Here is a 26,657-nt window from a genome sequence, read left to right on the forward strand (position 1 = left end):
CACCGCCTGTGAAGGCGCAAGTTCAACAGTTGAGGGACAATCCGTTTTGAAGAAAATCTGCCGTTCTCTAATCACTACCGCAGCCATTGCAGCCTGTTCTTTCATCCTCCCGGCCGAAGGATTTGCTGCTAACGGATGTGGCGGTGCTTCGTGGTACGCACTTCGCTCCAAAACTGCTTCTGGGGAACGCATGAACCCGGCCATCTATACTGCCGCACATCGCTCTCTCGCGTTCGGCACCAAGGTGAAGGTCACCAACCGCAACAACGGCCGCAGCGTCGTCGTTCGCATCAATGATCGTGGTCCGTTCATCCGCGGTCGCGTGCTCGATCTGTCGCGCGCAGCCGCGCAGAATATCGGCATGGTCTCCTCGGGCACTGCGAAGGTCTGCTACCAAGTCATCAGCTGAGGCTACGTCCTCCGCGAAATCCCTGCGCCGGATGCGGCGCTTGCTCTTGCCGTCAATCGCGGGTAACCACGCGGTTGAGACTTTTGAACAATCTGCCCTGCCGATCAGGCTTCCTGAGGTTTTCTCCGCGCGGGTCGTTCACTAGCCAAGGCAACAGGAGAAGTTTGAATGCGTTTGGGCGGCCGCCTCGAAGGGGCGATTTCGGTTCTGGCTGATATCGATGCCCGTAAAAGGCCTGTCGCCGATGCGCTGAAGGACTGGGGCCTCGCCCACCGTTTCGCCGGTTCCGGCGACAGGGCGGCGATCGGCAACATCGTCTACGATGCGCTGCGCATGCGACTGTCCCATGCCTATCTGATGGACGACGACAGCGCCGTTGCCATTGCCCATGCCGTCATGTTCCGCCAATGGGGTTTTACGCCGGAAACGCTGGCCGCCGAACTTGCCGACGACAAGTTCGCGCCGACGCCGCTTTCGGCCGCTGCACTCGCGACCTTTGCGAGCCGCTCTCTTTCCGACGCAGCCCCGCACGTGCAGGGCGATATTCCAGAATGGGTGCAATCCTCCTTCGAACAGGCTTTCGGCGGCGAATGGCTTTCCGAGGCGCAGGCGCTTGCCGGACGCCCGACGCTTGATCTGCGCGCCAATATCCTGAAGGCCACCCGCGAAAAGGCCGTCAAGGCGCTGGAACGCGCCGGCGCTAACGAGGCGAAGATCGCGCGCTACGGCATCCGGATAGCCGCCGGCGAAGGTGCCTCACGTCTTCCTAACGTCACCGCCGAGCTTTCGTTCCAGAAAGGCTGGTTCGAAGTCCAGGACGAGGGATCGCAGATCGTTGCCGATCTCGTGCTGCCTGGGGATGGCGAGCAGGTGCTGGATTATTGTGCCGGCGGCGGCGGCAAGACGCTCGCCATGGCTGCTGCCATGCACAACAAGGGCCAGGTTCACGCCTATGATGCCGACCGTAAACGTCTTGCGCCGATCATCGAGCGACTGAAGCGCGCCGGCACACGCAACGTTCAGGTCCATGACGATGTCAGGGGCCTGTCCAGCCTGCGCGGCCGCTGCGACAAGGTGCTGGTCGACGCGCCCTGTACCGGCACAGGCACATGGCGCCGACGCCCGGATACGAAATGGCGGCTGACGGCCAAGAACCTCGACGAGCGCACCGCCCAGCAGCAGGACGCGCTGACGCAGGCGAGCAGCTTCGTGCGGCCCGGCGGCGAATTGATCTACGTTACCTGCTCGGTGCTGCCGCAGGAGAACGAAGAGCAGGTGCGGCGCTTTGCCACCGAGAACGGCGATTTCGAAATCGTCAGCGCCCTGCCCACCTGGGACAGCCTGTACGGCAAATCGGGGACGCGCCCACGCTCTTCCGACGGCAAGACGATCACGCTGACGCCGGCCTCGACGGATACGGACGGCTTCTTCTTCTGCCGCCTCAAAAGAAAAGCCTGAGCCTTACGGCGACGGCGCCCGCAACGGATATTGATGCCGCGGTGGGATGAAGTGGTGCACGACGGCGATCGCAACCAGCAGGACGCCGCCAAACAGCACCACGGCAAAAAGCGTCAATCCGCCGAGATGCGAGCCGAGAGCAACAAGCGGCACGGCACCTGCCGGCGGATGCGTGACCCTCAGCGCCAGCATGCCCGCGATTGCGATACCGACGGCGATCGCCGCGACCCACCAGAGACCCGGAAAGAAGAAAGCGGCTGCGGCGCCGACCGCAGCAGCAAGAACGTAACCGCCAATGACATTTGCCGGCTGGGCAAGCGGGCTCTTCGGCTGCCCAAAGATCAGCACCGCCGTTGCGCCAAAGGGCGCGATCAGCAGCGGAATGCCGGTCGTAACAGCAAGTGTGCCGACCGAAACCATGCCGATGACGGCACCAATTCCGGACTTCAGATGTGCATGGAACGCGCCCTTCGGCTCGTGGCGATGAATGAAATGCCTGATGTGATGACGCATGAAGGCCGGTGGGGTAAGGGTGTCTGGAGGGTCAGATGAAGGATTAAGCAGAGTGCGCGATTAATAGCGCGCGCCGTGCTGAAATTTCAAGCAAATGCTTTTCAAATAGACAGGCTGCTTGCGGAAATCCATCCTTAAAACCATTCCAAACTAGAGTGTTTGACACCAGTTTGCTTTTGGGCGAAGAGACGAATGCCGGATTCAGACGGAAATCCGTCACAGGAGAGGATCATGAAGCTCAACCGCACATTCCGGGCAGCTGCGCTGGCGATTGCCCCCGCCGCCCTGCTCGCCCTTCCCGCGCATGCGGCTACCGACGCAGCCGCTGTCGTGAAGCATTATGCCGAGGTCGCGCATGCCAAGTATGAAGACTCGCTGACAACAGCCAAGGCGCTCGACGCGGCCATCGACGCGTTTTTGAAGACGCCTAGCGATACGACGCTGAAGGCCGCCAGGGAAGCCTGGATCAAGGCGCGCGTCCCCTATCAGCAGACGGAAGTCTACCGCTTCGGCAACCCGATCGTTGACGACTGGGAAGGCAAGGTCAACGCATGGCCGCTCGACGAAGGCCTGATCGACTATGTCGATCCTTCCTATGGCACGGAAAGCGACGAGAACTCCCTCTATGTCGCCAATGTCATCGCCAACAAGACGATCAAGATTGACGGCAAGGATGTCGACGCCTCCAAGCTGACGCCGGAATTCCTCTCCGGCACGCTTGCCGAGGCGGGTGGTATCGAGGCCAACGTCGCGACCGGCTACCACGCCATCGAATTCCTGCTCTGGGGTCAGGATCTGCACGGCACGGGTCCGGGCGCGGGCGAGCGCCCTGCTACCGACTATGATCTGAAGAACTGCACGCATGGCAATTGCGACCGCCGCGCCGAATATCTGAAGTCGGCCTCCACGCTGCTCGTTTCCGACCTGCAGGAAATGACCGACAACTGGGCGCCGGATGGTGAAGCCGCAAAGCATGTCGAAGCCGATCCGAAAGCCGGCCTCGTGGCCATCCTGACGGGCATGGGCTCGCTCTCTTACGGCGAACTGGCCGGTGAGCGCATGAAGCTCGGCTTGCTGCTGCACGATCCGGAAGAAGAGCACGATTGCTTCTCCGACAATACCTACAACTCGCATCTCAATGACGCGATCGGCATCGCGGCCGCCTATACGGGCGAATATACCCGCGTCGACGGCACCAAGATGACCGGCCCGTCGCTGCACGACCTCGTTGCCGCCAAGGACAAGGCTCTGGATGCGGAAATGACCGGCAAGCTCAACAAGACGCTGGATGCCATGCATGCCATGGCCAAGCGCGGCGAGACGGTCGAGAAGTACGACCAGATGATCGGCGAAGGCAACAAGGAAGGCAACGCCGTCGTTCAGGCCGCTATCGACGGTCTCATCGACCAGACGAAGTCGGTCCAGCGCGTTATTTCCGCACTTGACCTCGGCACCGTCGAGCTTGAAGGTTCCGACAGCCTGGATAATCCTAACGCTGTCTTCAAATGAGCAAAAAGGCGGGCCGCTCCGAACCCGGAGCGGCCCGGACCCTTGAAATGTCGCATAACCCGGCCAGACGTCTTTTTGTCAGCGCAGCTTTCTGCGCTCTGCTCGCCGGACTTCCCGTCGCCATCGCCGGCAGCTTCGATCTCCCGATCAGGCGTACCGATCTTTCCGATGCGGATTTGAAGCGCGTTGCCGACGTCACGCGGCCGACCGGCGATTTCGCCAAGGTCGAGCCCTACGAGGCGATGCAGGCAGGTGCGGCGACCTCTGTCGATCCGGTCACCGAAGACAGTTTCTCGCACATCTCGGCCAATATCCCTTTCGAGGAAGAGCAGAATTTCCGACTCGGCAATGCGCTCTTCCGCAAACTCTGGGTCTCTGCGCCTTCCTCGACGCAGGCATCCGATGGGCTTGGCCCGCTCTTCAATGCCCGCTCCTGCATGAGTTGTCACGCCAATGACGGCCGCGGCAAACCACCGGAGGGCGGTCCGAGCGCTGTCTCGACGGTCCTGCGCGTGGCTCGTGCGGCAAAGACACCAGAGGAAGAAAAAGCGATCGCCGACGCCGATGTCGTCAATTTCCCCGATCCGGTTTACGGCCACCAGCTTCAGGATCTCGCGGTTCCAGGACTTGCCGCCGAGGGCAAGGTCGCGGTTACCTACACCGAAGAGACGATCACGCTTGCCGGCGGCGAGACGGTGAACCTGCGTAAGCCGGCCTATTCCGTCAAAGATCTCGCCTACGGCCCGCTCGACCCGGCGACAACGATCTCGGCACGCGTCGCCCCGCCGATGATCGGCCTCGGGCTGATCGAAGCAATTCCCGAGACCGATATTCTGGCCCATGCCGATCCCGACGATCTTGATCATGATGGCATTTCCGGTAAGGCCGCGATCGTGCGCGATCATCGTACCGGCCAGATCGCACTCGGCCGTTTCGGCTGGAAGGCGCAAAATGCCACAGTGCGCGACCAGAGTGCGGATGCCTTCTCCACCGATATCGGCATTTCGACGCCGGACGCGCCGAACGCTGATGGCGACTGCACCGCAGCCGAGACAAAGTGCCTCGCCATGCCTGATGGCGTGCAGAAACGCCTCGGCAATGAGGAGGCGCCAGGCCCGGTGCTCGATCTCGTTACCTTCTATTCCGAGAACCTCGCCGTGCCGGCGCGCCGAAAGGCGAGTTTTGCCGGGACCCTGCGCGGCAAGCAGCTTTTCTACGAATCCGGCTGCATTTCCTGCCACGTGCCGAAATTCGTTACCCGCCGTGATACGTCTGAGAAGGCCCAATCCTTCCAGCTCATCTGGCCTTATTCCGATTTCCTGCTGCACGACATGGGCGACGGTCTGGCCGACGGACAGCAAGTAGGATTGGCCGGCGGACGTGAATGGCGCACGCCGCCGCTATGGGGTATAGGACTGACCCGGACTGTGAGCGGACACAGCTTCTTCCTGCATGACGGCCGCGCCAGAAATCTCACCGAAGCAATTCTCTGGCATGGCGGCGAAGCTGAAAAAGCCCGTAACGCATTCTCCTCGCTATCAAAAGACGATAGAGAGGCCCTGATTACATTCCTGGAGTCACTCTGATGCGCCCCTGGCACACCCTGTTTTGCCTCGCTTTGACCGGCCTTGCCACATCGGCTGCCGCCCAAAGCGCCGCACCGCCCACTTCGGGCCTCAACGAGGATGCTGTGCCTTCAGTCATGGAGCGCGCTGTCGACGAGGTTATCCGCCCCGGCTATCGCAATATGCAGCAATCATCCGCGCGCCTGACGACAGCCATGAACGATCTCTGTGCCTCAGGTACGCAGCAGACGCTCGATCGCGCCAAGTCAGCATTCGACGATGCGATCCGCTACTGGTCGACGATCGAGATCGTGCAGACCGGCCCTGTTATCCAGGACAATCTCTTTGAGCACATCCTCTTCTATCCCGACCGCAAGGGCGTCGGCCTCAAGCAGGTTCAGGCGCTGCTCGCCAAGGCCGATCCGAAGGACGCGACCGTCGATGCCATTGCCGGCAAGAGCGTGGCGCTGCAGGGCCTGACCGCACTCGAATATGTCCTCTATGGCAACGGCTCCGATGACCTCCTCAAGCAGAAGGGTGGCTTCCGCTGCCTCTACGGCCAGGCGGTCGCCGGCAATATCCAGCGTGAAGCCGGCGAGGTGGTCGCCGCTTGGGAGAAGCCTGACGGCGTGCAGGCGAGCTGGAAGCACCCCGGCCCGCAGAGCGACGATTTCATGGACAACAAGGAGGCCGTCACCGCCCTCCTCGGCATCCTCGTCCATGGTGCGGAAAACGTTCGCGACCAGCGGCTGGAGCAGTTCTACAAGGGCAAGGATACGCCCGCCCGCCCGCGCATGGCGATCTACTGGCGTTCGAAGAATACATGGAAGTCGATGGCCGCCAATCTCGAGGGCATCCGCACACTCTGGCAGAAGGCCGGCATGGCGGAACTGCTGCCGCCGGAGAAGAAGGCGGTTGCCGATTCGATCGACATCAAGCTGAAGACGATCATCGACAGCGTCTCGAAGCTGAACCCGGATATCGAAGTCGCGGTCAGCGATGCGGAGAAGGCCAAGCTCGATACGCTGCTGACCGAAAGCCGCGACCTCATCACCACGATCAGCGATCAGTATGGAACCGCAATCGGCCTTTCGGCCGGCTTCTCCTTCTCGGACGGGGATTGAGCCGATGTGGCGTAGCGCCGCCATCGACCGGCGCGGCTTCATCAAGGCCGCCGGTATCGGTTTTCTGGCGGCGTTGAAGCCGCAAGCACTGCTGGCGCTTGATCGCGCCGATGCCGTCTATGCGTCCGGTATCCGCGCCGCCAATGGCTCCTTTGCCGTGGCGACAGTCACCGAGCGCGGGGAGATCGTCGATCAGGTGGCGCTGCCCGCCCGTGCCCATGGCATGGCCCATAGCGTTGCCACCGGCCGCACCATCGCCTTCGCCCGCCGGCCGGGTACCTTCGCGATGATCTTCGATCCCTGGAACAAAGGCGAACCCATCGTCATCACCTCGCCGGAGGGCCGGCATTTCTACGGCCACGGTGCCTTTTCGCCGGATGGGCGGCTGCTCTATGCCAGCGAGAACGACTTCGACAATAACAAGGGCATGATCGGCCTCTATGATGCGACGAACCGCTTTGTGCGGATCGGCGAATACGAGACCTATGGCGTCGGCCCGCACGACATGACGGTTTCCGATGACGGCCGCATGCTTGTTGTTGCCAATGGCGGCATCGAGACACATCCGGATCTCGGCCGCACCAAGCTCAATCTCGGCAATATGCAGCCGTCGCTGACGCTGATTGATGCGGCGACCGGAGCGCTGATCGAAAAACATATCCTGCCGCCGCAATGGTCGTCAGTTTCCACGCGCCATGTCGATGTCGATGCCAGCGGCCGCATCTGGTTCGCCTGCCAATACGAGGGCCACCGCAAGGACCTGCCGCCGCTCGTCGGCCATTTCGGCAAGGGCGAAGATCTTGTTTTCATCGACTTGCCCGAGGAGACGACGCGACGACTTGCCAATTATGTCGGCGCGATCGCAGTCAATCGAAAGGAAGGTCTGGTCGGTGTCACCTCACCGATCGGCGGTTCGTCTGTCACCATCGATGCAAAAACAGGCAAGGTGCTGCGTGAGGAGAATGTTCGCGATGCCGCCGGAATCGCGCCTGCTCCCGGCGGCTTTGCCGTTTCCTCCTATGATGGCGACTTCCTTTCGGCGCATAGCGATGTCGCCTGGGATCAGCATATCGTGCGGATCACTCAGCCGGCACTCATGCGGTAATCTTTCCATTCCTTTTCAGTGACTTCGGCGGCTGCCCGCGCCGCCTCATAGAGCCAGTCCTCACCGCGGGAATGCAGGTCATTGTGAATTGCCGCAGCACTTAGCGCGTCATCCGAATGGCAGTTGGCGATCTCGAATCCCATCAGCTCCAGCATGGCGCCATCCAGGAGCGTCTTCGCATCGGTCTCGATCTCGATCTTGCGGCTGTTTGGCGAAAGCCGGCGGACAAGAATTCGGCCCGACACTGCGAAATGAGGATCTGGGCTGCGCATGCGCCCGGCGGCGATGACGCCTGTTCTGATGACGCGATCCCCTGATCTTGCCAGCGACCAGGCCGAGGGCACGAGCGCCTTGGCTTCACGCAGGACGGGCCCGCCGCGCCACTCCTTCACATAGGCGACGAAACGTGGCCGCCCGAGACTGCCCGTTCCCTTCTTCTTCACGGGTAAGGGCGTAAAACTTCCTGCGCCCCTTGGCAGGGCATTTCTCAGCGCATCAACGAAGCGGCCAGGAGCCGGCTTTTCATCGGGTTTACGCTTGTCCAATTTCTTCCAGAACTCCTGCCGCTCATCCTCCAAAAGCAGCAGCTTGTCGCGCAGCCAGGGATGATCGCGCTCCAGGATGATGGGATTCGCATGCTCAAGGCCGCGCACATATCCAGCGAGAACGAGCTTGGCGATCGCCTGGCCGGAAATCCCGGCGTTCGGCTGGGCCAGAATGGCGCTTGCCGCCAGCCGCACGAGATCCAGCGCGTAGGGCATGATCGCCGCGTCGTCGAAATCATTGGCGCCCCAGACGAGCCGCCCCTCGATATCCCGCCAAGTGCCGAAATTCTCCAGATGCGTATCGCCGATCGACAGTACTTGCGGCATGTCGGCCAGCTCCGGCCTGACGGCGTAGATGATCTCCGCCCAACGCCAGTAGGTAGCGCGCAAGAAGGAGAATGCCTCCTCGCCCATCTTGCGGTGTTTCTCGTCGATACCCTCCTGTACGATCTCGCCCTGCAGCTCGTGTGCCAGCCACGCCTCGTAATCGCTCATAGATTGAGAAAATTTCTTCATCGGCTCGCCCTCAGGTTTGGTTGATCATAATCCTGCGCGGCCTTATTCAGAAGAGGTTTTGGATGATCCCAAGACGGGGCGCGACGCGGCTTACCATGCTGAGATGAACCGCGCCGACCAATGCGATCATACCGGAAGCGGGGCTTCGGCGTTTACGAGATCCGCCTTGCGCAGTTCCCGCCAGAAATCACCGGGGACCACCTCGTCGAGTGCGGCCCGATCTTCCGCTATGCGGTCCGGCTTGCTTGCGCCGGGAATGACTGCCGCCACGGCCGGATTGGCGAGTGAGAATTGCAGTCCAGCCGCCTTCATGCTGATGCCGTAGCGATCGGCGATTGACTTGATACGCGCGACCTTGTCGAGGATCGCCGGTGTGGCGGGCGCATATTCGAAGTTCGGACCGCCGACCAAAGCGCCGGAACTGTAGGGGCCGCCGACGACGATGCCAAGACCACGTTCGGCAACCATCGGCATCACGCGCTGCAGCGCCCGATCATGATCGAGCAGGGTATAGCGGCCGGCCAGCAGAAAGCCATCCGGACGCGGCTCCTGCAGGGCCAGCAGCAGCTCGATCGGTTCCACGCGATTGACACCGAGACCCCAGGCCTTGATGACTCCTTCGTCGCGCAGCCGATCAAGTGCCTTGAACGCACCCTTGCGCGCGCTTTCGAAGATACCGAGCCACTCATCGCCGTAGAAATCCTGTGCAACGTCGTGAACCCAGGCGATTTCGATACGGTCGGTCTTCAACCGCTTCAGACTGTCCTCGATCGAGCGCAGGGTCGCGTCTTCCGAGTAGTCGTTGACGATCTTGTTGGGGCGACCGTATTTGAAGACATCGCCCTTCTCGCCGAGATCGCGGGCGGTGACATCCTCGATCTCGTCGAGGATCACCCGCCCAACCTTCGTGCTGATCGCATATTGATCCCTGGGCTTGTTGGCGAGCGCCTCGCCCATGCGCAGTTCGGCAAGACCCGCACCGTAGAAGGGCGCGTTGTCGAAATAGCGGATACCGTCGTTCCAGGCGGCTTCCACGGTCGCCAGTGCTTCCTCTTCCGGGATATCACGGAACATATTGCCGAGCGGAGCGGCGCCGAAGCCAAGCTTGCCCGGGAGAATGTCTTTGAGTGCCATTGTTTAGTCCTCGAGATAGTTGTGAGCGTTAAACCTGTCAGACGATCTCGACCGGATTGAGCACCACTGCAGTGCGTTCGGCGAGATCATTGATGACAGCGAAATAGTTCCTGAAATGCGGCGTCTCGCGGTGGGCGGCCGCTGCGGCGCTATCCGCATAGAGCTCGTCCAGCACGAAGCAGTCGGCATTGGCGTAATCCTGCCAGATATCCCAGCGCAGATTGCCGGGCTCCGCCCTGCTTGGCGATACCATACCAGCAAGAAGCGACTTCAGTTCATCGATCTTTCCTGGCCGGGCAGTGAGGATCGCCATGATCTTTACGGGGTTCGACATGTCTTTGGCTCCCTTTCCGGGTCGAGCTGCTGCGGGGGCGCAACAGCGCGCACCTCGGAAAGCTGCTGGATCACGCGCTGACGAGCGAACGATCGAGTGCTGCGACGAATTTCTCGGCGAGCGGACGATCCGAACGCGGGTTCTGGCCGGTGATAAGTTCGCGATCTTCGACGACATGCGCTTCAAAGTCCGTCTTTGTGGTGATGACGTCGCCACCGGCGGTCTGCAACGCATCGACTACGTTGAAATAGAGCTTGGCGTGCAGGATATGATCCTCGACGATCTTTTCCTCGGTGTTTGACAAGACGGTCATCTTGTATCCGGCATATTGCCAGCCTCTGGCCCATTCGGCGGCTTTGGCGGGAGCGCCGGCAATCAAGGCGGCGCGAAACTCGCGAGCATGCGGCATGGCCGCAGCGACAGCCATCGGACCATGGCAAAGCAGCGCGGTCGGCTTGGCCCGCTCATGGAAGTGACGCAGGATTTCACCCAGATCCGGATCCTGCATCAGGTCGACCACCGGTGCATGACCGCCCGGGACGAAGACGCCCGCATACTGGTCCAGGCCTTCCTCAATGACTGAGCGTAGCGTACGCACGTGCTTCATTGCGGGATCCTGCGCATAGAAGGTCTTGGCGCGATCATAGGCGGTCCTGTCTCCGCCGAAATGGTCCGGCGTATCCGAAATCTCGTCGATATGCGGCTTGGTGCCATCAGGTGTTGCGAGAACGATCCCGTAGCCCGCCTCGATGATCGCTATCGCCGGTACGACGGTCTCATTGAGATACTGGCCGGTGGCTGCCGTGCGGCCGCCCTGGAGCTCGATACGGGTTGCGTTGGAGCCGATCAGAAGTACTTTTGCCTTGCTCATTGTCATCTCCGTTTGCTGTGACTGGTGTCCTCTTCGAATGGCCAGATCATGCTCCGGGGCAACATATTCCAGAAGTTTATTTCTTTAATTTCAGATATTCATATGAGATTATAACTCATGCGATATGACCTCAATCTCCTGCCCGTATTCGTTACATTGATGGAAGAGCGCAGCGTCACTCGCGCCGCCGAGCGGCTCGGCATTACACAGCCCGCGCTTTCGAATGCCTTGTCGCGCCTGCGCGAGATGATGCGCGATCAGCTCTTCGTCCGCGAGCGTTACGGCATTCAGCCGACGCCGATGGCCCATGAGCTCGCGCCGGTCATTGCCGCAGCACTCGCAAAGATCGACGAGGTGGTTCTCGGTCAGCAGGATTTCGACCCAGCCAGGGCCGAGCGGTTGATGACTCTTGCCCCGAACAGCTATGTGGAATTCGTGCTGATACCGGCGATCGTGGCGCGGCTTCGCAAGGTGGCCCCGGGCATCAGGCTTCGCCTCGCACCCTTCGGCACGGATCTCGGCGAGACCGGTGTCATATCAGGCACCACGGCGATGGTGTTCGGACGTATCGTCGATCCGCCTGACAGTCTGGTCGTACAGCATCTGCTGGACGATGGCCTCGCCTGTGTCGTACGCACCGATCACCCCGACATCGGCGACCGCATTTCCCGGGAACAATATGAACAGATGCGGCACGTCAACGTGTTGCCACCCGGCCGGCTGCGTGTCGGCCTGTTTACAGCGTTGGAACAGAGACGACTTAAACGCGAGGTCGCGGTTTCGGTGACCCATTTTCTGGCGGTGCCGGAAATGATTGCAGTGACGGATTATTGCGCGACATTGCCAAACCTGATCTGCCGGCGTCTGGCCGCAGACCCTCGTCTGAAAGTCCTGCCGGCACCCGTCGATCTCGGGACATTCCCGGTCGAGATGGCCTGGCATGTCCGCTACCGCAACGATCCCGCGCATCGCTGGCTGCGAACGCTGATAAGCGACATTGCAAAAGAAGCGTCAGATGCGAAATAGCTGGTTGCTTTGCGGGACGCAATAATTCCTTGTTCCCGCAGGCAACACCCCGGCACCGCGTGATCGAAAAGTTGTCTCGACGGACAAAACCGTCGTGAGCCGGATTGAAACCTTGTCGAATCCGGCCGGCCATGCCACTTTCGCGATCGCAAGAGGGACCATGATGAACGACACCGACAGGGGCGATTTCCGCGAGCGGATACGCCAGAGTTTTTCCCGCCAGGCAGCCATGCACACCATCGGCGCGGAGCTGACACGCGTCGAGCACGGCATGGTGGAAATCGAGCTTCCCTTCGACGTCAAACTGACACAGCAGCACGGCATTTTGCACGCGGGCATCATTTCCGCAGCGCTCGATTCGGCGTGCGGTTTTGCTGCCTACAGCGTTATCGATGCCGAAGCTTCGATCCTCACGATCGAGTTCAAAGTCAACCTCATGTCGCCGGGGCGCGGCGAGCGCTTCCTCTTCAGGGGCGAGATCACCAAGCCCGGCTCCAACATCATCGTCGCCGATGGGCGAGGTTATGCGATCAGCGACGGGCCGGCCAAGCTCATTGCGTCCATGACCGGGACGATGATGGTCATTCGCGGAAGAGAGGGAATTACGGGATGAAATTCGAACTGAAGTCGGTCGCAGGCAAATCCATCCTGTTCGTCATGGCCGCGGAGGCCGAATACGGCCCTTTCCTGCGCTCGCGCATCGAACCGCTGATGACCGGCGTCGGCCCGGTCGAGGCAGCGATCGCAATCACCAAGTCGCTCTCTCGTCTCGATGCATCCGACGACTTGCCTGATCTCGTTGTCTCGCTCGGCTCGGCCGGTTCGGCGCGTCTGCAGCAGACCGAAGTCTATCAGGTTACCTCCGTTTCCTACCGTGACATGGATGCCTCGCCGCTCGGCTTCGAAAAGGGCAAGACTCCCTTCCTCGACCTGCCGGCGGACCTCGACCTGCCGCTACGCATTCCCGGCATTCCCGAGGCCACGCTTTCGACCGGGGGCAACGTCGTCTCGGGTGCTGCCTACGCTAATATCACAGCCGACATGGTCGACATGGAAACCTATGCGGTGCTGCGCGCCTGCCAGGGCTACAAACTGCCGCTGATCGGCCTTCGCGGCATTTCCGACGGTGCGGTCGAGCTGCAGCATATTTCCGGCTGGACGGAATATCTGCATATCGTCGACCGCAAGCTTTCCTATGCCGTGGACAGCCTTTTCACCGCTCTGGAGGACGGCGTTTTCTGGTTCTAGAGCATGTCGCGCAAAAGTGTGCAGCGGTTTTTCGACAACGACATGCGAAGACGAAAGCTTGAGGCGCGGCAGCGAATCTGAAAGATCGCGACACGCTTCAAGCGCCGAAGACAGGGACAATCGGGACAATAAAACCCTGATACGGCCGAATTCCCGGATTGCAAGAAGAGGCGCTTTTCATTAAAGGCTCGCCATGACCCAGACAGCACATCCCGACAGCGTTCTCATCGTCGATTTCGGCAGCCAGGTGACCCAGCTCATCGCACGTCGTGTGCGTGAAACCGGCGTCTATTGCGAGATCGTTCCCTTCCAGTCCGCCGAAGAAGGCTTCCAGCGCCTCCAGCCGAAAGCCGTGATCCTGTCCGGCAGCCCGGCCTCGACGGTCGATGAGGGTTCGCCCCGAGCGCCGCAGGTCATCTTCGACAGCGGTCTTCCTGTGTTCGGCATCTGCTACGGCCAGCAGACGATGTGCATGCAGCTCGGCGGCATGGTGGAAAGCGGCCATCACCGCGAATTCGGTCGCGCCTTCTTGGAGGTCGATGAGGACTGCGCGTTGTTCGAGGGCCTCTGGTCCAAGGGTTCGCGTCATCAGGTCTGGATGAGCCACGGCGACCGTGTGACAAAACTGCCCGAAGGTTTCGAGGTTGTGGCGACTTCCTCCAACGCGCCTTACGCCTTCATCGCCGACGAGAAGCGCAAATATTACGGCGTGCAGTTCCATCCTGAGGTCGTACATACGCCCGACGGTGCCAAGTTGATCGCGAATTTCATCCACAATATTGCCGGCATCAAGGGCGACTGGACCATGTCTGCCTACCGCCAGAAGGCGGTGGAGGATATTCGCAAGCAGGTCGGTGACAAGCGCGTCATCTGCGCTTTGTCCGGCGGCGTGGATTCGTCCGTTGCGGCCCTTCTCATTCACGAGGCCGTCGGCGATCAGCTGACCTGCATCCTCGTCGACCATGGCCTGATGCGCAAAGACGAGGCGGCCGGTGTCGTCGCCATGTTCCGCGAGCACTACAATCTGCACCTGATCCATGTCGACGCTTCTGACCGCTTCATCGGCGAGCTTGAAGGCGTTTCTGACCCGGAAACCAAGCGCAAGATCATCGGCCGCCTGTTCATCGAGACCTTCGAGGACGAAGCCAAGAAGCTCGGCGGCGCCGATTTCCTCGGTCAGGGCACGCTCTATCCCGATGTGATCGAGTCCGTCTCCTTCACCGGCGGCCCTTCCGTGACCATCAAATCGCACCACAATGTCGGCGGCCTGCCGGAGCGCATGAAGATGCAGCTCGTCGAGCCGCTGCGCGAACTCTTCAAGGATGAAGTGCGGGCGCTCGGCAAGGAACTCGGCCTGCCGGATAGCTTCATCGGCCGTCATCCCTTCCCCGGTCCAGGCCTTGCCATCCGCTGCCCCGGCGGCATCACCCGCGAGAAGCTTGAGATCCTGCGCGAAGCCGATGCGATCTATCTCGACGAGATCCGCAAGGCCGGTCTCTACGATGCCATCTGGCAGGCGTTCGCCGTGCTGTTGCCGGTCCAGACCGTCGGCGTCATGGGCGATGGCCGCACCTACGAATTCGTCTGCGCACTGCGCGCCGTCACCTCGGTCGACGGCATGACTGCGGATTTCTATCACTACGACATGGAATTCCTCGGCCGCGCCGCCACCCGCATCATCAACGAAGTCCGCGGCATCAACCGCGTGGTTTATGATGTTACCAGCAAGCCGCCCGGCACGATCGAGTGGGAGTGAAGATCTGGAGAATCTGATACGGTTCCCGTTTTTGCTTCGGCCTCCAGAGGCCTGAATGATAGCTAAGGCACATGAACAGCGGGTGTTTCAGCATCTAAATCCTGCCATACCTAAAGTGTTCAATTCTACTTATGGGAAACTGCCGCCGATTGGCTTGATTGGCGCCTGCAAACGGCTGCCGTAAAGGCGGCCGTTTCTGTTTTGAATATCCTAGCAAAACAGTTTGTTCATGCTTTGTTCTTGACTAAAATGCCAGCCCTGATACGCTCCTCCTTGTAACAACAAGGAGGCGGGCGATGTAGTCCGTAGTTCAAATGCCTCATTTTCCACTCGATCCGAATAGCGCAGGCCCCCAGAAGAAATCCAATCTTGTCGGGGAATTTCACGACAGGATTTTCTTCGCGCTTCGTCCAACTATCGAAGCGGCATCCGAGGCGCTGGACATCGCGCAAGTGTATCGGAATGGACATTCTCTGACCGGCCCCTCGCGGCCCAACGCAGTGCTTCATGTCACGCTAAACGGCATCGGTGCCTACCGTCGGCTCCCGGATGATATCGTGTTCAGCGCTGAACAAGTCGCCGCGACAGTGCGTGCCCAACCGTTCGAAATTGTTCTCGACGAAGCCATGAGCTTCAAGCATCCCGGCCAACCGCAAGCCTTCGTAATCTGCGGCAGGCAGGAAAACGAAGGTCTGCTGGATCTTCGCAACCAAATCCAGGAAGGTCTCTACGAGGCCGGACTACCCTATAATGTCGGCGGGCATCTGACGCCGCACATGACGATGCTTTATGATCGCAAGACCGTTCTGCCCGAAAAGCTCGACCGACCCGTGCGCTGGACCGTCCAGGAGTTCCTGCTAATCCACAGCATCTACGGGAAGAGCGAGCATCGCGTCATCAACCGATGGCCTCTCATCGGCTGAGCTGCGCTTGCACCGCGGGTGGGGATTCTTATAAAACACCCCACCCAATATGCACACGCGGAGCGAGACAGTGGACGTTTCAGAGATCAACATCCCCGGCGATACGCCCGGCATCGAATGGCGGCTGCCGGTCATCCGTTTCAAGGGAAACGATCCTGCCGCCCCGAAGGTCTATATCCAGGCCGCACTGCATGCGAACGAACTGCCGGGAACGGCGCTGGTGCATTTCCTCTGCGGCAAGCTGCGGCAGGCCGAAAGCGAAGAGCGGATCGCTGGTGATATCACGCTCGTGCCGCAGGCAAATCCGATCGGAGCGGCGCAATCGCATTTCGGCGAGCTGCAAGGCAGGTTCGATCTCGGTTCGCGGACGAATTTCAACCGTGACTTTCCGCTGATCTTGGTCCGCGACCGGCAGGAGTTGCTTGACGGTCTTGATGATTATCCGGCTACGGATCGATTGAAGCGAGAGCTGATTCATATGGCGCTAGGAGCCGATCTGGTGCTCGATCTGCATTGCGACGATGAATCGCTGCAATATGCCTATATCGACGAAGCCTTCTGGCCGGAAGCGGCAGACCTCGCCAATGCGCTCGACATGGAAGCGGTGCTGCTTTCGGATGGCGAAAGCACCGCCTTCGAAGAGGCAGTCGGCTTTGCCTGGAAATATGAGGTGCCGGGCGAGCGCAAGGCGAAGCTTCCCGGCAAGCTTTCGGTAACAGTGGAATTGCGTGGCCGGCGCGATGTCTATCCCGGCATGGCCGAAAAGGATGCCGAAGGCCTGCTGCAATTCCTGATCGGGCGCGGTGTCGTCAACGGTGGGGCAGCCGGAGACACCACGTTTTCCGGACCAGCCGTGCCACTCGACAATGTCGAGATCGTGCGCGCGCCGCAGGGTGGCACCGTGTTGTTCCATCACGATATCGGCGAGCGTGTCTCGGAAGGAGAGCTTCTGGCGACGATCGTCACCCGACCCGGTTTTGCCGAAGGTGATATCGATATCCGGGCGCCGCAGGATGGACTCCTTCTCACCCGCACATCCGACCGCCTCGTGCGCCGGCGTGGCGACCTGATGAAGATCGCGGCCGAACAGCCAAGCAAGGCAGCCCGAAAGGCCGGTACGCTGGAGGACTGAACCGGCGTTATTTTCCACACGCGAATGTAAGGCTCCGCGCAACTGTCACACGGGCTTCAAGAAAATCCGCCAAGCCGTTGCAGACATGTTGCGAAGGAGCTTTCATGCCGCATTACGACATTGCGATCGTCGGCGCGGGAATTGTCGGGCTGGCGCATGCGCTGGCGGCGGCAAGGCGCGGCAAACGGGTCATCGTTATTGACCGTGACGCGCAGGCAAACGGCGCCTCGGTGCGCAATTTCGGCTTTGTCACGGTGACGGGCCAGCAGGCTGGCGACTGCTGGGATAAGGCGCGACGTGCCCGCGATATATGGGCGGAGATTGTCGACGAGGCCGGCATCGACGTCCTGCAGCGCGGCCTCCTGCTCGCAGCGAGGCTCGACGAATCCGAAGCCGTGATTGACGCCTTCCTGCGAACACCGATGGGTGAAGGCTGCGAAAGGCTGACGATCGACGAGGCGCGGCGGCTTGCGCCTGCGCTGCGGCCGGAAGCAGGGCGCTTCACGCTCTACAGCCCGCATGAGCTGCGCATCGAATCACGGACGGCCATTCCGCTGCTCGCCCGCTATCTCGAAGTCAAATATGACATCGAGTTCCGCCGCTCGACAGCAGTGAGCGCCGTCGAGCCGCCGCGCATCGAAACCTCAACGGGCGTGATCGAGGCGGAGACGGTGGTTGTCTGCCCCGGCGACGATTTCAAGAGCCTGCTTGCCGACCGGATCGCTGCCTATAACGTCACCCGCTGCAAGCTGCAGATGATGCGTGTCGTGCCGGCCCAGCGGGTTTCGCTGAGCACCGCCGTCATGTCCGATCTCGGGCTTGGCCGCTACCTCGGTTACGCGGAATTGCCTGAGGCGACTGCCTTGAAGGCGCGGCTTGACCGTGAGTTCAAGCCGGAGCGCGAAAATGGCATCCACTTGATCGTCACGCAATCAGAGGACGGCTCGCTGATCGTCGGGGACAGCCATCACTACTCTGAAACGCCCGATCCTTTTGGTCTCGAACGGGTCGACCGGCTGACTCTCGACGAAATGGATGCCGTGCTCAATCTGCCGGGCCGCTTCATTACCGAACGCTGGATCGGCACCTATGCCTCCGCCCCGAACCGCTGGCGGTTCACCGACAAGCCTTCTGACGCGCTGCGCGTTGTCGTGGTGACGGCAGGCTGCGGCGCCTCGACCGCCTTCGGCATTGGCGAGGAAACCATCGAGGATCTCTACGGGAGCGCAGCATGACGCAATTCAAGGCAGTGGTCTTCGACTGGGCCGGCACGATCATCGATTTTGGCTCCTTCGCACCGATGGGCGCCTTCGTGGAAACCTTCGGCAAGTTCGGCGTCGAGGTGACGATCACCGACGCGCGCAAGCCGATGGGGCTCCCGAAGCGTGCGCATATCGCCGCGATGCTGGCCGAGCCGCATATCGCCGCCCGCTGGCAGGCGGCGCAAGGCACGCTTCCGGATGAAGTGACGATCGACCGCGTCTACGAACTCTTCGTGCCGCTGAACGAAGCTGTCGTAGCCGATTATTGCGCGCTGGTGCCTGGCGCGATCAAGACGATCGAATATCTGCGCGAGCGGCAGATGAAGATCGGCTCGACGACAGGCTATACGCGCTCGATCATGGAGCGCGTGCTGCCGCTCGCCGCCGAACAGGGTTATGTACCCGACAATCTGATCTGTGCAGACGATCTGCCGCTTGGCCGGCCGACGCCGATCAGCATGTATAAATGCTTCGTCGACCTGATGGTCTATCCGGCCTCTGCCGTGCTGAAGGTCGATGATACCGAACCCGGCATTGCCGAGGGTGCTGCCGCAGGCTGTGTCACCGTTGGCGTGACGCTCTCGGGCAACGAGGCGGGCGTAACACCTGAAGAGCTGGATGCATTTTCGCCAGAGGCGCGAGCCGAGTTGCACAAGCGGATCGGCGAGAAGCTGATTGCCGCCGGCGCCGACTACGTCATCGAGACCGTGGCCGACCTGCCGGCGCTCATCGAAGAGCTCGAGGGATAAGCGCCGGACGGCGTTTGCAGCGCTCATCCGGCATGTTATCTCCCTGAGCAAACAGGGAGATCGAACCGGCATGGCCATCACCATCTACGGTATCAAGAACTGCGACACGATGAAGAAGGCCCGCAGCTGGCTGGACGAACACGGCGTCGCCTATGACTTTCATGACTACAAGGCCGTCGGCATCGACCGGGCACACCTGGAACGATGGATCGACGAGTCAGGCTGGGAGACGGTGCTAAACCGCGCCGGCACGACCTTCCGCAACCTGCCGGACGTCGCGCGCGAAAATCTCGACAGCGAAAAAGCCATCACCCTGATGCTCGACCAGCCGTCGATGATCAAGCGGCCGGTTTTGGAAGCGGATGGCAAACTGCTGATCGGCTTCAAGCCGGAGACTTACGCGCGGACATTCGAGGGCTGAGCCATGTCCAAAACCACTCGCGCCACCCAGGTACTGACACAGGCCGGCGTCACCTTCACGGTTCACACCTATGACTATGACCCAAACGCCGAGCGCGTCGGGCTGCAGGCGGCCGAAGCGTTGGGCGAGGAGCCGCACCGCGTGCTGAAGACGCTGATGGCAGAGGTGGACGGGAAGCCGGTCTGCGTGGTCGTGCCTTCCGACCGCGAGGTCAGCATGAAGAGGCTCGCGAGCGCCTTTCATGGCAAATCAGCCAATATGATGAAACCGGCCGATGCGGAGCGGCTGACGGGATATCATGTCGGCGGTATCAGCCCGTTCGGGCAGAAAAAGATCGTGCCGACGGCGATCGAGGAAACCGCCCTTGCCGAACCGGTCGTCTATATCAATGGCGGGCAACGCGGGCTGCAGGTGCGGCTCGATCCCAAAGAGGCGTTGAAGGCACTGAAGGCCGCGGCAGCACCGCTGATCGCCTGATCAGAGAAAGCGGTCCAGCAGACCGGCAATCGTCTTCGCCTCGCCTTCGGCAAGCTTGCTGCCGATATGAGTTTCGATCGCTTTGCCGTAGACGGTCCACATGCGCTCCCGAAGCTGCCGGCCAGCATCGGTGATCACCACCCAGCGGCCACGCCCATCCTGTGCGAAGACCTCGCGAACGACCAGGCCCTCCCTTTCCAGCCGGTCGATGAGGCGGGAAAGATTATATTGCGCCAGCAATGTCCGCTCCTCGAGCTCATAGGGGCGCAGCCTGCCTGATTGCGAGCGCGCCAATTCCCAAAGCACGTCGTACCAGGCAAGCGGCGGCATACCGGCATTCTTCAAATCGGCTTCGATCAAACCCAGCAGCCGCTCACGGGCGCGCATGATGCGCGTCCAGGCAGAGACCACGGCTTCGCTCGGCTTCGGCATATTCTCAGACATAAATGCAACTACATCTATCTTGAAACTCAGCGCAAGCGATACTAGATGCATTTGCATTCATATGAAACCGACGATCCCTTGCGAACCCAGGAGACTTTCATGAGCAAGCTTACCCTCATCAGTCATCATCTCTGCCCATACGTGCAACGCGCTGCAATCGCGCTCCTCGAAAAGGGCGTGCCATTCGAGCGGATCAATATCGATCTCGCCGACAAGCCGGATTGGTTCCTGAAAATCTCGCCGCTCGGCAAGGTTCCGCTGCTCCGAATACAAGAGGACGACGGTTGCGAAGAGGTGTTATTCGAAAGCAGCGTCATCTGCGAATATTTGGAGGAAACGCAGGCGAGTGTGGCCCTGCATCCCGCCGACGCGCTGACCCGCGCCCGCCATCGCGGATGGATGGAGTTCGGCTCCTCCGCGCTTTCCGATCTCTGGGGCTATGAGACAGCCCAGGATACGACGCAGCTGGAGGCCAAGCACAAGGCGCTTGTCGCCAAATTCACGACGATCGAGGGCGCGCTGTCGGACGGCCCCTATTTCGCCGGGGCCAGATTCAGCCTCGTCGATGCGGTCTTTGGGCCGATCTTTCGGTACTTCGATCTGTTCGATACGCTCGGCGACAGCCCCATCTTCGACGGGCTCGAGCGGGTCAAGCGCTGGCGCAAGGCGCTGTCCGAGCGGGCGAGCGTCCAGAACTGCGTCGGCGAAGACTATACGCAGCGCCTGATGGAATTCCTCGAGAAGCATAATTCGGTGCTGCTCCGGCTGCCCGCCGTCGCTTGACGCGCACGCACAGGCGGCCGGACATGCATCCGGACGCCTTCAAATCGGATGCGGCACGCTTCATTTTCGCCGTAAAGGCGTCTAAGTCTTTCACCTCCCGTCGCAGATATCAGAAGGCAGGTTGACCCATGACGTTCATGCCCCAGAGCCACAGCTCCGTCGATCCCGGCAAACTCGAGAAACTTGCGGAAGTCGCCATCAAGGTGGGCCTGCAGCTCCAGCAAGGGCAGGATCTCGTTATTACCGCGCCGGTCGTGGCGCTGCCGCTGGTGCGGCTGATCACCAAACACGCCTATCTCTCGGGCGCAGGTCTGGTTTCGACCTTCTATTCCGACGAAGAGACGACGCTTGCCCGCTACCAGTACGGCAGCGACGAAAGCTTCGACCGGGCTTCCGGCTGGCTTTATGATGGCATGGCGAGAGCCTACGAAAAGGGTGCCGCCCGCCTCGCCATTGCCGGCGACAACCCGATGTTGCTGGCGGAGCAGGACCCCAGCAAGGTCGGCCGTGCCAATCGCGCCAATTCCACCGCCTATAAGCCAGCGCTGGAGAAGATTTCCAACTTCGACATCAACTGGAACATCGTCTCCTACCCCAACCCTTCCTGGGCGAAGGTCGTCTTCCCCGACGATCCGGAAGCGATCGCCGTTGCCAAACTCGCCAAGGCGATCTTTGCGGCGTCGCGTGTCGATGTGCCCGATCCGGTCGCCGCCTGGACAGAGCACAATGCCAATCTGCGCAAGCGCTCTTCCTGGCTGAACGGCGAGCGCTTTGCCTCATTGCATTTCACCGGGCCGGGCACGGACCTGACCGTCGGCCTCGCGGACGGCCATGAATGGCACGGCGGTGCCTCGACGGCGAAAAACGGCATTACCTGCAATCCGAATATCCCGACCGAGGAAGTCTTCACCACGCCGCATGCGCTACGCGTGGAAGGCCATGTATCCAGCACCAAGCCACTCTCACATCAGGGCACGCTGATCGACAATATCCGGGTTCGCTTCGAAGGCGGCCGCATCGTCGAGGCCAAGGCCTCGCGCGGCGAGGAAGTGTTGAACAAAGTGCTCGATACGGATGAAGGCGCACGCCGGCTTGGTGAAGTTGCGCTGGTGCCGCATTCCTCGCCGATTTCAGCGAGCGGCATCCTCTTCTACAACACGCTGTTCGACGAGAATGCCTCCTGCCATATCGCACTCGGCCAGTGCTATTCGAAATGCTTCCTCGACGGCGCTTCGCTGAGCCAGGAACAGATCAAGGCGCAGGGCGGCAATTCCAGCCTGATCCATATCGACTGGATGATCGGCTCCGACAAGGTCGATATCGACGGCATCAAGCCTGACGGATCGCGGGTGCCGGTGATGCGCCAGGGGGAATGGGCGTAACAGCTCCTGCCTTCGGCATCAGGCTGCGCTGGCTGAGCCAGACGCTGACCAGCACCATGGCAAAGCCTGAAAGCTGGGTTGGCGTCAGGCTCTGGCCGAGCGCCAGCCAGCCGAGCAGGGTCGCGACAACGGGGCTCAGGAAGCCGAGCGACGCAGCGGCCGAGGGCTCTATGCGCGAGAGGCCCCGGAACCACAGCAGATAGGTGAAGGCAGCACCGACGAGGCCAAGCCAGGCGATGCCGAGGATATTGGCTGTCGTCGGCACAGGAAGCGCCGGCTCCAGGAAAAAGGCCACCGGCACGAGCAGAATCCCGCCTGCGGTCAATTGCCAGGAGGTAAAGGTGAGGCTGGAGACGGGCGGCTGCCAGTGGCGGGTCAGCACGGTGCCGAAGGCCATCGAGACGGCGCCGGCGAGACCTGCAAGGACACCAACGGGATCGAGTGCCGCTTTCGGCGTCAGCACCAGAAGTGCGACACCTACGATGCCAATCAAGCCGGCCATAACGGCAATGACGCGGATCGGCTTGCCGAGGAAAAGGCGCGAGAGCGCAATGACGATCAACGGCTGCACGGCGCCGACCGTCGCGGCAACGCCGCCGGGCAAGCGATAGGCCGAAACGAAGAGCATCGCCCAGAAGAACGAGAAGTTCAGAGCGCCCAGAATGAAGACGCGGCTCCACCAGATGCCCGTCGGCAGCTTCCGGACAATCAGCAGCAGAAGCAGGCCTGCCGGCAGCGCCCGCAGCATTGCAATCGTCAGCGGGTAGCCATGCGGCAGGAAAGATGTGGTGACGAAATAAGTGCTGCCCCAGATGGCGGGTGCGATCGCGGTCATCAACACATCGGTGACGTATCGGATATTTGTCTTCATTTCAAGAATCTCTACTTCAAGATAAATTCAAAATAGCGTGTTTTATCTTGACGTCAAGATACCTGCTGGTATCGATGCAGCATGGACAAGGAGAAATCAGATCATGTCGACAGGATCCTGGCGCAGTGGCGGCGCGAGCGGCCGGAGCTGGATGTCGAACCCATGGGGATCTTCGGCCGGCTGAAGCGGCTGACGACGCATATCGGCCGCGAAGTGGACGCGGTTCTGCTCAAGCACGGCCTTTCTTCCTCCTCTTTCGATGTGCTGGCCACGCTTCGCCGTTCCGGCGCACCCTACCGGCTGTCGCCCGGAGAGCTGCTCGGCATGACGATGGTGAGTTCCGGCACGATGACGAACCGGATCGACCAACTGGAAAAGGCCGGCTTCGTGGAACGTCTGTTCAATCCCGAAGACCGGCGCAGCGTGCTGATTGCGCTGACCGAGAGGGGTTTGGCGACGGTGGAAGAAGCGGTCGGCGCGCATGTCGCCAACCAGCAGCGGCTGACGCGCAACCTGACGGCCGAGGACAAGACAGAGCTTGACCGATTGCTCAAGAAATTCCTATCGGATTTCGAATAGTCAGATGGCGGCGAGTGCCTTGCGGACGCGCTCCAGATGGGCCTTGCGCTTGGCATCTGTTGCGCGGTCCATGTCGTGCAGGCTCAGGATCCGGAACTTCACTCGCTTGGCGCAGAAATTGGCGATGCCGCGCTTCAGCAGGCGTCGGACGGGATTGCCCATATAGAAGTGCACCAGCCACCAGGGCGAGCCAGTCGTCGTCAGCGCGTAGAGCAGCTTGATATTGGTGAGCTGCGGCACGATACGGCCGCCGGCAGCATCATGGGTGAAGGCGACGCCCGGCGCAAAGACGCGATCGATGAAGCCCTTCAATATGGCCGGGAAGTTGAACCACCACTGCGGAAAAACCAGAACGAGGCCGTCAGCCGCCTTCAACCGCGCAACGATACCGGAAATGGCCGACGTATCGTAAGGCACATCGAAATAACCGCCCCGCTCGGCCCTGGACAGCCGCGGGTCGAAATCCTCGGCATAGAGATCCAGGAGATCAACAGTATGGCCAGAGGTTTCGAGTGCCTCGCGAGCGGTCCGCGTCACAGAAGCGGCGAAGCTTTCGGGTAGCGGATGGGCGAGCACAAGCAGAATGTGCATTGCTAGAACAGGCTTCCCTGCTTCGGTGGCTCGCCGGCCTTGACCGAACGCCTCCTCGCCCCTGATGGCGCAGCGCCGCCTTCCGTCGTCATGGCGCCGACGCGGCCGTCGGCAAACTCAATGGCGATGCCCATGCCGGCGGAGAGTGCCGATGCCTGCGAGACCGGCCTGTTGTCTTCATCGCGAATGACGGCATAACCGCGCTTCAGCACGTTCTTGTAAGATAGAGACTGAAGAACGCGGTCCTGCGCAGTAAGCTCGGCGCGGGCACGCGTCAGCTGGTGGCGGATTGCGGTATCGGCATGGCGCGAAAGATTGCCGAGGCGCTCACGGCCGCGATCGGTCTGGGTCTTCAACCGCGCCGGCAGCGAGGCAAGGATCGCCTCGGCACGTTCGATGCGGGACTTCGAGCGATCGAGCAGGCGCTCGACCGTGCGTTCAGCCCGGGCCATACGTTCGTTCAGAAGCTGCCGACGCTCGGTGATGCGGTTGGAGAGCACGTCCGGCCGCAGATGCGAGGCGACACGTTCGAAACCGCGGCGCTTGTTGATGGTGTTGAGCTCCAGCCCGCGGCCGAGGCCGGCAGCGGCCTCATCGAAGCGGCGTCGGGGCAGCGCCAGCAGCTGATCGAGCGACGGCAGGGCGCGCATCAAGGCGCGGACGGACTGGCGGCGCTGATCCATCTGGCGGCTCATGCAGCCCTGCAGACGGGCTGTGAGACCTGCGACCTGGGCCTCGAGCTCGGCCTTGACGGGCACGGCCATTTCGGCGGCACCGGTTGGCGTTGGCGCGCGGATATCGGCGGCGTAGTCGATCAACGTCCAGTCGGTCTCATGGCCGACGGCGGAGATCAACGGAACCCGGCTATCGGCTGCGGCCCGCACGACGATTTCGTCGTTGAAGCTCCAGAGGTCTTCGAGGCTGCCGCCGCCGCGGGCGACGATCAGCACGTCAGGGCGCGGAATCTCGCCGCCAGGCTCCAGGGCGTTGAAACCGTTGATGGCGTTCGCCACCTCCTCGCCGGAGCCCTCCCCCTGCACCTTGACCGGCCAAACGATGACATGGACGGGAAAACGATCGGAGATGCGATGCAGGATATCGCGGATGACGGCGCCCGTCGGCGATGTCACGACACCGATTACCCTGGGCATGAAAGGCAGGCGCTTCTTGCGCGACGGATCGAAAAGGCCCTCGGCGCCGAGCCTACGCTTACGCTCCTCGATCAGCGCCATCAATGCGCCGGCGCCGGCGGGCTCCAGCGTCTCGATGACGATCTGGTACTTGGAAGAGCCGGGGAAAGTCGTGACCTTGCCGGTTGCGATCACTTCCATCCCTTCTTCCGGGCGGAACTTCAGGCGGGAAAAGGTTCCCTTCCAGATGACCGCATCGATCCGCGCGCGATCGTCCTTCAGCGAGAAGTAAGCATGGCCCGAGGAATGCGGACCACGATAACCAGAAATCTCGCCGCGCACACGCACCTGATCGAAGGCCGTCTCGACGGTCCGCTTGATGGAACCGGAGAGTTCAGAGACCGAATATTCCGCAAGATTGGTAGGCGAATCGCCGTCAAAGACATTGCTCATCTCCCCTTTCTATTTTGATCGCTCCTAAACGGAAAGGTCGGTGCAGGAGAAGGGCGGACTTTTATTCAAAAATCGGTGGGAGACCCAAGAAATAGGGATATCGCTGCTCAAAAAAAAATCTTAGTATCATTCACGTTCGTAGGGAGTGGCGAACACCGACCCGAAAAATGAGCATGCTGGTGACAGTGAGAATTCCCCGTCGATGAACGACGCGGGAGCGGTCGCTTCTCTCATCGTCGCTATTGCTCAACCTAATAGGTATCGGCTCGCCCTCTTTCTGAACAACTGGTCGATCAGGCGCGATCGAATTGGCAGCGTGAGGCTGCTTCGTGCGAGCGCGGCTTTTG

Annotated in this window: 28 protein-coding genes; 19 read left to right on the top strand and 9 right to left on the bottom strand. The window is 61.0% G+C overall.

Annotated features, from left to right (window positions below; genetic code table 11):
* Window positions 1-46: 46 nt before the first annotated feature.
* Window positions 47-409 (top strand): septal ring lytic transglycosylase RlpA family protein, encoded by a 363-nt coding sequence (locus H4W29_RS07910; protein WP_192728438.1) that lies wholly within the window; start codon window positions 47-49, stop codon window positions 407-409.
* Window positions 410-577: 168 nt separating this feature from the next.
* Entirely contained in the window at window positions 578-1,867 is a 1,290-nt protein-coding gene (locus H4W29_RS07915; RefSeq protein ID WP_192728439.1) for an RsmB/NOP family class I SAM-dependent RNA methyltransferase, read from the top strand.
* A gap of 3 nt (window positions 1,868-1,870) precedes the next feature.
* Here the strand turns inward: H4W29_RS07915 and H4W29_RS07920 are convergent, their stop codons facing one another.
* Window positions 1,871-2,380: an HPP family protein gene (locus H4W29_RS07920; RefSeq protein ID WP_113182201.1), complete on the bottom strand. Its 510-nt coding sequence runs from the start codon at window positions 2,378-2,380 to the stop codon at window positions 1,871-1,873.
* A 231-nt stretch (window positions 2,381-2,611) separates the two neighbouring features.
* Here H4W29_RS07920 and H4W29_RS07925 point away from each other — a divergent pair, with 231 nt between their 5' ends.
* The 4 genes from H4W29_RS07925 to H4W29_RS07940 are packed head-to-tail and all read left to right on the top strand — an operon-like array spanning window position 2,612 to window position 7,683.
* On the top strand, window positions 2,612-3,889 hold the full coding sequence (locus H4W29_RS07925; protein WP_192728440.1) for an imelysin family protein: 1,278 nt from the start codon (window positions 2,612-2,614) through the stop codon (window positions 3,887-3,889).
* Between the two features lie 47 nt (window positions 3,890-3,936).
* Window positions 3,937-5,475, top strand: a complete 1,539-nt coding sequence (locus H4W29_RS07930) for a di-heme oxidoreductase family protein (protein ID WP_192728441.1) — start codon at window positions 3,937-3,939, stop codon at window positions 5,473-5,475.
* The gene (locus tag H4W29_RS07935; protein ID WP_192728442.1) at window positions 5,475-6,578 is read left to right on the top strand and encodes an imelysin family protein; all 1,104 of its coding nucleotides are present in this window, start codon (window positions 5,475-5,477) and stop codon (window positions 6,576-6,578) included. Before H4W29_RS07930 ends, H4W29_RS07935 begins: the two co-directional genes overlap by 1 nt.
* 4 nt (window positions 6,579-6,582) lie before the next feature.
* Complete coding sequence (locus H4W29_RS07940) at window positions 6,583-7,683, top strand: DUF1513 domain-containing protein (protein ID WP_192728443.1); 1,101 nt, start codon at window positions 6,583-6,585, stop codon at window positions 7,681-7,683.
* Here H4W29_RS07940 and H4W29_RS07945 read toward each other — a convergent pair.
* From H4W29_RS07945 to H4W29_RS07960, 4 genes are all read right to left on the bottom strand, one after another.
* Window positions 7,662-8,744: a DUF2252 family protein gene (locus tag H4W29_RS07945; protein ID WP_192728444.1), complete on the bottom strand. Its 1,083-nt coding sequence runs from the start codon at window positions 8,742-8,744 to the stop codon at window positions 7,662-7,664. The genes H4W29_RS07940 and H4W29_RS07945 overlap by 22 nt on opposite strands.
* 126 nt (window positions 8,745-8,870) lie before the next feature.
* Window positions 8,871-9,878, bottom strand: coding sequence for an aldo/keto reductase (locus tag H4W29_RS07950; RefSeq protein ID WP_192728445.1), 1,008 nt, complete (start codon window positions 9,876-9,878; stop codon window positions 8,871-8,873).
* A 37-nt stretch (window positions 9,879-9,915) separates the two neighbouring features.
* Window positions 9,916-10,212: a putative quinol monooxygenase gene (locus H4W29_RS07955; protein ID WP_192728446.1), complete on the bottom strand. Its 297-nt coding sequence runs from the start codon at window positions 10,210-10,212 to the stop codon at window positions 9,916-9,918.
* A gap of 70 nt (window positions 10,213-10,282) precedes the next feature.
* Entirely contained in the window at window positions 10,283-11,083 is an 801-nt protein-coding gene (locus tag H4W29_RS07960) for a type 1 glutamine amidotransferase domain-containing protein (RefSeq protein ID WP_192728447.1), read from the bottom strand.
* 117 nt (window positions 11,084-11,200) lie between these two features.
* Between H4W29_RS07960 and H4W29_RS07965 the strand changes: the two genes are divergently transcribed.
* The 10 genes from H4W29_RS07965 to ybaK all read left to right on the top strand — a co-directional run bounded on the left by H4W29_RS07965 (window position 11,201) and on the right by ybaK (window position 20,077).
* Window positions 11,201-12,109, top strand: a complete 909-nt coding sequence (locus H4W29_RS07965) for a LysR family transcriptional regulator (protein ID WP_192728448.1) — start codon at window positions 11,201-11,203, stop codon at window positions 12,107-12,109.
* Between the two features lie 163 nt (window positions 12,110-12,272).
* Complete coding sequence (locus H4W29_RS07970) at window positions 12,273-12,722, top strand: PaaI family thioesterase (RefSeq protein WP_192730689.1); 450 nt, start codon at window positions 12,273-12,275, stop codon at window positions 12,720-12,722.
* Complete coding sequence (locus H4W29_RS07975; RefSeq protein ID WP_192728449.1) at window positions 12,719-13,357, top strand: 5'-methylthioadenosine/S-adenosylhomocysteine nucleosidase; 639 nt, start codon at window positions 12,719-12,721, stop codon at window positions 13,355-13,357. Before H4W29_RS07970 ends, H4W29_RS07975 begins: the two co-directional genes overlap by 4 nt.
* A 193-nt stretch (window positions 13,358-13,550) precedes the next feature.
* Window positions 13,551-15,113 (top strand): glutamine-hydrolyzing GMP synthase, encoded by a 1,563-nt coding sequence (gene guaA / locus H4W29_RS07980; protein ID WP_192728450.1) that lies wholly within the window; start codon window positions 13,551-13,553, stop codon window positions 15,111-15,113.
* 314 nt (window positions 15,114-15,427) lie between these two features.
* Complete coding sequence (locus H4W29_RS07985; RefSeq protein WP_246517140.1) at window positions 15,428-16,036, top strand: 2'-5' RNA ligase family protein; 609 nt, start codon at window positions 15,428-15,430, stop codon at window positions 16,034-16,036.
* 70 nt (window positions 16,037-16,106) lie between these two features.
* Window positions 16,107-17,168 carry a succinylglutamate desuccinylase/aspartoacylase family protein gene (locus H4W29_RS07990; RefSeq protein WP_192728452.1) on the top strand — a complete coding sequence of 354 codons (1,062 nt, stop codon included), beginning with the start codon at window positions 16,107-16,109 and terminating at the stop codon, window positions 17,166-17,168.
* A gap of 104 nt (window positions 17,169-17,272) precedes the next feature.
* Window positions 17,273-18,403, top strand: a complete 1,131-nt coding sequence (locus H4W29_RS07995; RefSeq protein ID WP_192728453.1) for a TIGR03364 family FAD-dependent oxidoreductase — start codon at window positions 17,273-17,275, stop codon at window positions 18,401-18,403.
* Entirely contained in the window at window positions 18,400-19,179 is a 780-nt protein-coding gene (phnX, locus tag H4W29_RS08000) for a phosphonoacetaldehyde hydrolase (protein ID WP_192728454.1), read from the top strand. The genes H4W29_RS07995 and phnX overlap by 4 nt, the downstream gene beginning before the upstream one ends.
* Window positions 19,180-19,249: 70 nt before the next feature.
* Window positions 19,250-19,600, top strand: coding sequence for an ArsC family reductase (locus H4W29_RS08005; protein ID WP_192728455.1), 351 nt, complete (start codon window positions 19,250-19,252; stop codon window positions 19,598-19,600).
* 3 nt (window positions 19,601-19,603) lie between these two features.
* Entirely contained in the window at window positions 19,604-20,077 is a 474-nt protein-coding gene (gene ybaK / locus H4W29_RS08010; protein WP_192728456.1) for a Cys-tRNA(Pro) deacylase, read from the top strand.
* On the opposite strand, the gene H4W29_RS08015 is transcribed toward ybaK, so the two are convergent.
* Window positions 20,078-20,521, bottom strand: coding sequence for a MarR family winged helix-turn-helix transcriptional regulator (locus tag H4W29_RS08015; protein ID WP_192728457.1), 444 nt, complete (start codon window positions 20,519-20,521; stop codon window positions 20,078-20,080).
* Between the two features lie 99 nt (window positions 20,522-20,620).
* On the opposite strand from H4W29_RS08015, the gene H4W29_RS08020 reads away from it, so the two are divergent.
* Together H4W29_RS08020 and H4W29_RS08025 are read left to right on the top strand one after the other, a co-directional pair.
* Window positions 20,621-21,304, top strand: coding sequence for a glutathione S-transferase family protein (locus tag H4W29_RS08020; RefSeq protein ID WP_192728458.1), 684 nt, complete (start codon window positions 20,621-20,623; stop codon window positions 21,302-21,304).
* Window positions 21,305-21,432: 128 nt separating this feature from the next.
* The gene (locus H4W29_RS08025; protein ID WP_192728459.1) at window positions 21,433-22,686 is read left to right on the top strand and encodes an aminopeptidase; all 1,254 of its coding nucleotides are present in this window, start codon (window positions 21,433-21,435) and stop codon (window positions 22,684-22,686) included.
* Here H4W29_RS08025 and H4W29_RS08030 read toward each other — a convergent pair.
* Window positions 22,634-23,557 carry an EamA family transporter gene (locus H4W29_RS08030; protein WP_192728460.1) on the bottom strand — a complete coding sequence of 308 codons (924 nt, stop codon included), beginning with the start codon at window positions 23,555-23,557 and terminating at the stop codon, window positions 22,634-22,636. The two genes, H4W29_RS08025 and H4W29_RS08030, sit on opposite strands and share 53 nt — an antisense overlap.
* Window positions 23,558-23,638: 81 nt before the next feature.
* Between H4W29_RS08030 and H4W29_RS08035 the strand changes: the two genes are divergently transcribed.
* Window positions 23,639-24,136, top strand: a complete 498-nt coding sequence (locus H4W29_RS08035; RefSeq protein WP_192728461.1) for a MarR family winged helix-turn-helix transcriptional regulator — start codon at window positions 23,639-23,641, stop codon at window positions 24,134-24,136.
* Here the strand turns inward: H4W29_RS08035 and H4W29_RS08040 are convergent, their stop codons facing one another.
* Window positions 24,137-24,727 carry an NAD(P)H-dependent oxidoreductase gene (locus tag H4W29_RS08040; RefSeq protein ID WP_192728462.1) on the bottom strand — a complete coding sequence of 197 codons (591 nt, stop codon included), beginning with the start codon at window positions 24,725-24,727 and terminating at the stop codon, window positions 24,137-24,139.
* Between the two features lie 2 nt (window positions 24,728-24,729).
* The gene (gene xseA, locus H4W29_RS08045) at window positions 24,730-26,310 is read right to left on the bottom strand and encodes an exodeoxyribonuclease VII large subunit (protein WP_192728463.1); all 1,581 of its coding nucleotides are present in this window, start codon (window positions 26,308-26,310) and stop codon (window positions 24,730-24,732) included.
* Between the last annotated feature and the right edge of the window lie 347 nt (window positions 26,311-26,657).

It is taken from the genome of Rhizobium viscosum (genome assembly GCF_014873945.1).
GTDB classification, from domain to species: Bacteria; Pseudomonadota; Alphaproteobacteria; order Rhizobiales; family Rhizobiaceae; genus Rhizobium; species Rhizobium viscosum.

What these genes read in the sequence shown, in the direction of transcription:
- H4W29_RS07915 (WP_192728439.1), top strand. Translation starts at nt 578, where the DNA reads ATGCGTTTGGGCGGCCGCCTCGAAGGGGCGATTTCGGTTCTGGCTGAT.
- H4W29_RS07920 (WP_113182201.1), bottom strand. Translation starts at nt 2,380, where the DNA reads ATGCGTCATCACATCAGGCATTTCATTCATCGCCACGAGCCGAAGGGC.
- H4W29_RS07925 (WP_192728440.1), top strand. Translation starts at nt 2,612, where the DNA reads ATGAAGCTCAACCGCACATTCCGGGCAGCTGCGCTGGCGATTGCCCCC.
- H4W29_RS07930 (WP_192728441.1), top strand. Translation starts at nt 3,937, where the DNA reads ATGTCGCATAACCCGGCCAGACGTCTTTTTGTCAGCGCAGCTTTCTGC.
- H4W29_RS07935 (WP_192728442.1), top strand. Translation starts at nt 5,475, where the DNA reads ATGCGCCCCTGGCACACCCTGTTTTGCCTCGCTTTGACCGGCCTTGCC.
- H4W29_RS07940 (WP_192728443.1), top strand. Translation starts at nt 6,583, where the DNA reads ATGTGGCGTAGCGCCGCCATCGACCGGCGCGGCTTCATCAAGGCCGCC.
- H4W29_RS07945 (WP_192728444.1), bottom strand. Translation starts at nt 8,744, where the DNA reads ATGAAGAAATTTTCTCAATCTATGAGCGATTACGAGGCGTGGCTGGCA.
- H4W29_RS07950 (WP_192728445.1), bottom strand. Translation starts at nt 9,878, where the DNA reads ATGGCACTCAAAGACATTCTCCCGGGCAAGCTTGGCTTCGGCGCCGCT.
- H4W29_RS07955 (WP_192728446.1), bottom strand. Translation starts at nt 10,212, where the DNA reads ATGTCGAACCCCGTAAAGATCATGGCGATCCTCACTGCCCGGCCAGGA.
- H4W29_RS07960 (WP_192728447.1), bottom strand. Translation starts at nt 11,083, where the DNA reads ATGAGCAAGGCAAAAGTACTTCTGATCGGCTCCAACGCAACCCGTATC.
- H4W29_RS07965 (WP_192728448.1), top strand. Translation starts at nt 11,201, where the DNA reads ATGCGATATGACCTCAATCTCCTGCCCGTATTCGTTACATTGATGGAA.
- H4W29_RS07970 (WP_192730689.1), top strand. Translation starts at nt 12,273, where the DNA reads ATGAACGACACCGACAGGGGCGATTTCCGCGAGCGGATACGCCAGAGT.
- H4W29_RS07975 (WP_192728449.1), top strand. Translation starts at nt 12,719, where the DNA reads ATGAAATTCGAACTGAAGTCGGTCGCAGGCAAATCCATCCTGTTCGTC.
- guaA (WP_192728450.1), top strand. Translation starts at nt 13,551, where the DNA reads ATGACCCAGACAGCACATCCCGACAGCGTTCTCATCGTCGATTTCGGC.
- H4W29_RS07985 (WP_246517140.1), top strand. Translation starts at nt 15,428, where the DNA reads ATGCCTCATTTTCCACTCGATCCGAATAGCGCAGGCCCCCAGAAGAAA.
- H4W29_RS07995 (WP_192728453.1), top strand. Translation starts at nt 17,273, where the DNA reads ATGCCGCATTACGACATTGCGATCGTCGGCGCGGGAATTGTCGGGCTG.
- phnX (WP_192728454.1), top strand. Translation starts at nt 18,400, where the DNA reads ATGACGCAATTCAAGGCAGTGGTCTTCGACTGGGCCGGCACGATCATC.
- H4W29_RS08005 (WP_192728455.1), top strand. Translation starts at nt 19,250, where the DNA reads ATGGCCATCACCATCTACGGTATCAAGAACTGCGACACGATGAAGAAG.
- ybaK (WP_192728456.1), top strand. Translation starts at nt 19,604, where the DNA reads ATGTCCAAAACCACTCGCGCCACCCAGGTACTGACACAGGCCGGCGTC.
- H4W29_RS08015 (WP_192728457.1), bottom strand. Translation starts at nt 20,521, where the DNA reads ATGTCTGAGAATATGCCGAAGCCGAGCGAAGCCGTGGTCTCTGCCTGG.
- H4W29_RS08020 (WP_192728458.1), top strand. Translation starts at nt 20,621, where the DNA reads ATGAGCAAGCTTACCCTCATCAGTCATCATCTCTGCCCATACGTGCAA.
- H4W29_RS08025 (WP_192728459.1), top strand. Translation starts at nt 21,433, where the DNA reads ATGACGTTCATGCCCCAGAGCCACAGCTCCGTCGATCCCGGCAAACTC.
- H4W29_RS08030 (WP_192728460.1), bottom strand. Translation starts at nt 23,557, where the DNA reads ATGAAGACAAATATCCGATACGTCACCGATGTGTTGATGACCGCGATC.
- H4W29_RS08035 (WP_192728461.1), top strand. Translation starts at nt 23,639, where the DNA reads ATGGACAAGGAGAAATCAGATCATGTCGACAGGATCCTGGCGCAGTGG.
- H4W29_RS08040 (WP_192728462.1), bottom strand. Translation starts at nt 24,727, where the DNA reads ATGCACATTCTGCTTGTGCTCGCCCATCCGCTACCCGAAAGCTTCGCC.
- xseA (WP_192728463.1), bottom strand. Translation starts at nt 26,310, where the DNA reads ATGAGCAATGTCTTTGACGGCGATTCGCCTACCAATCTTGCGGAATAT.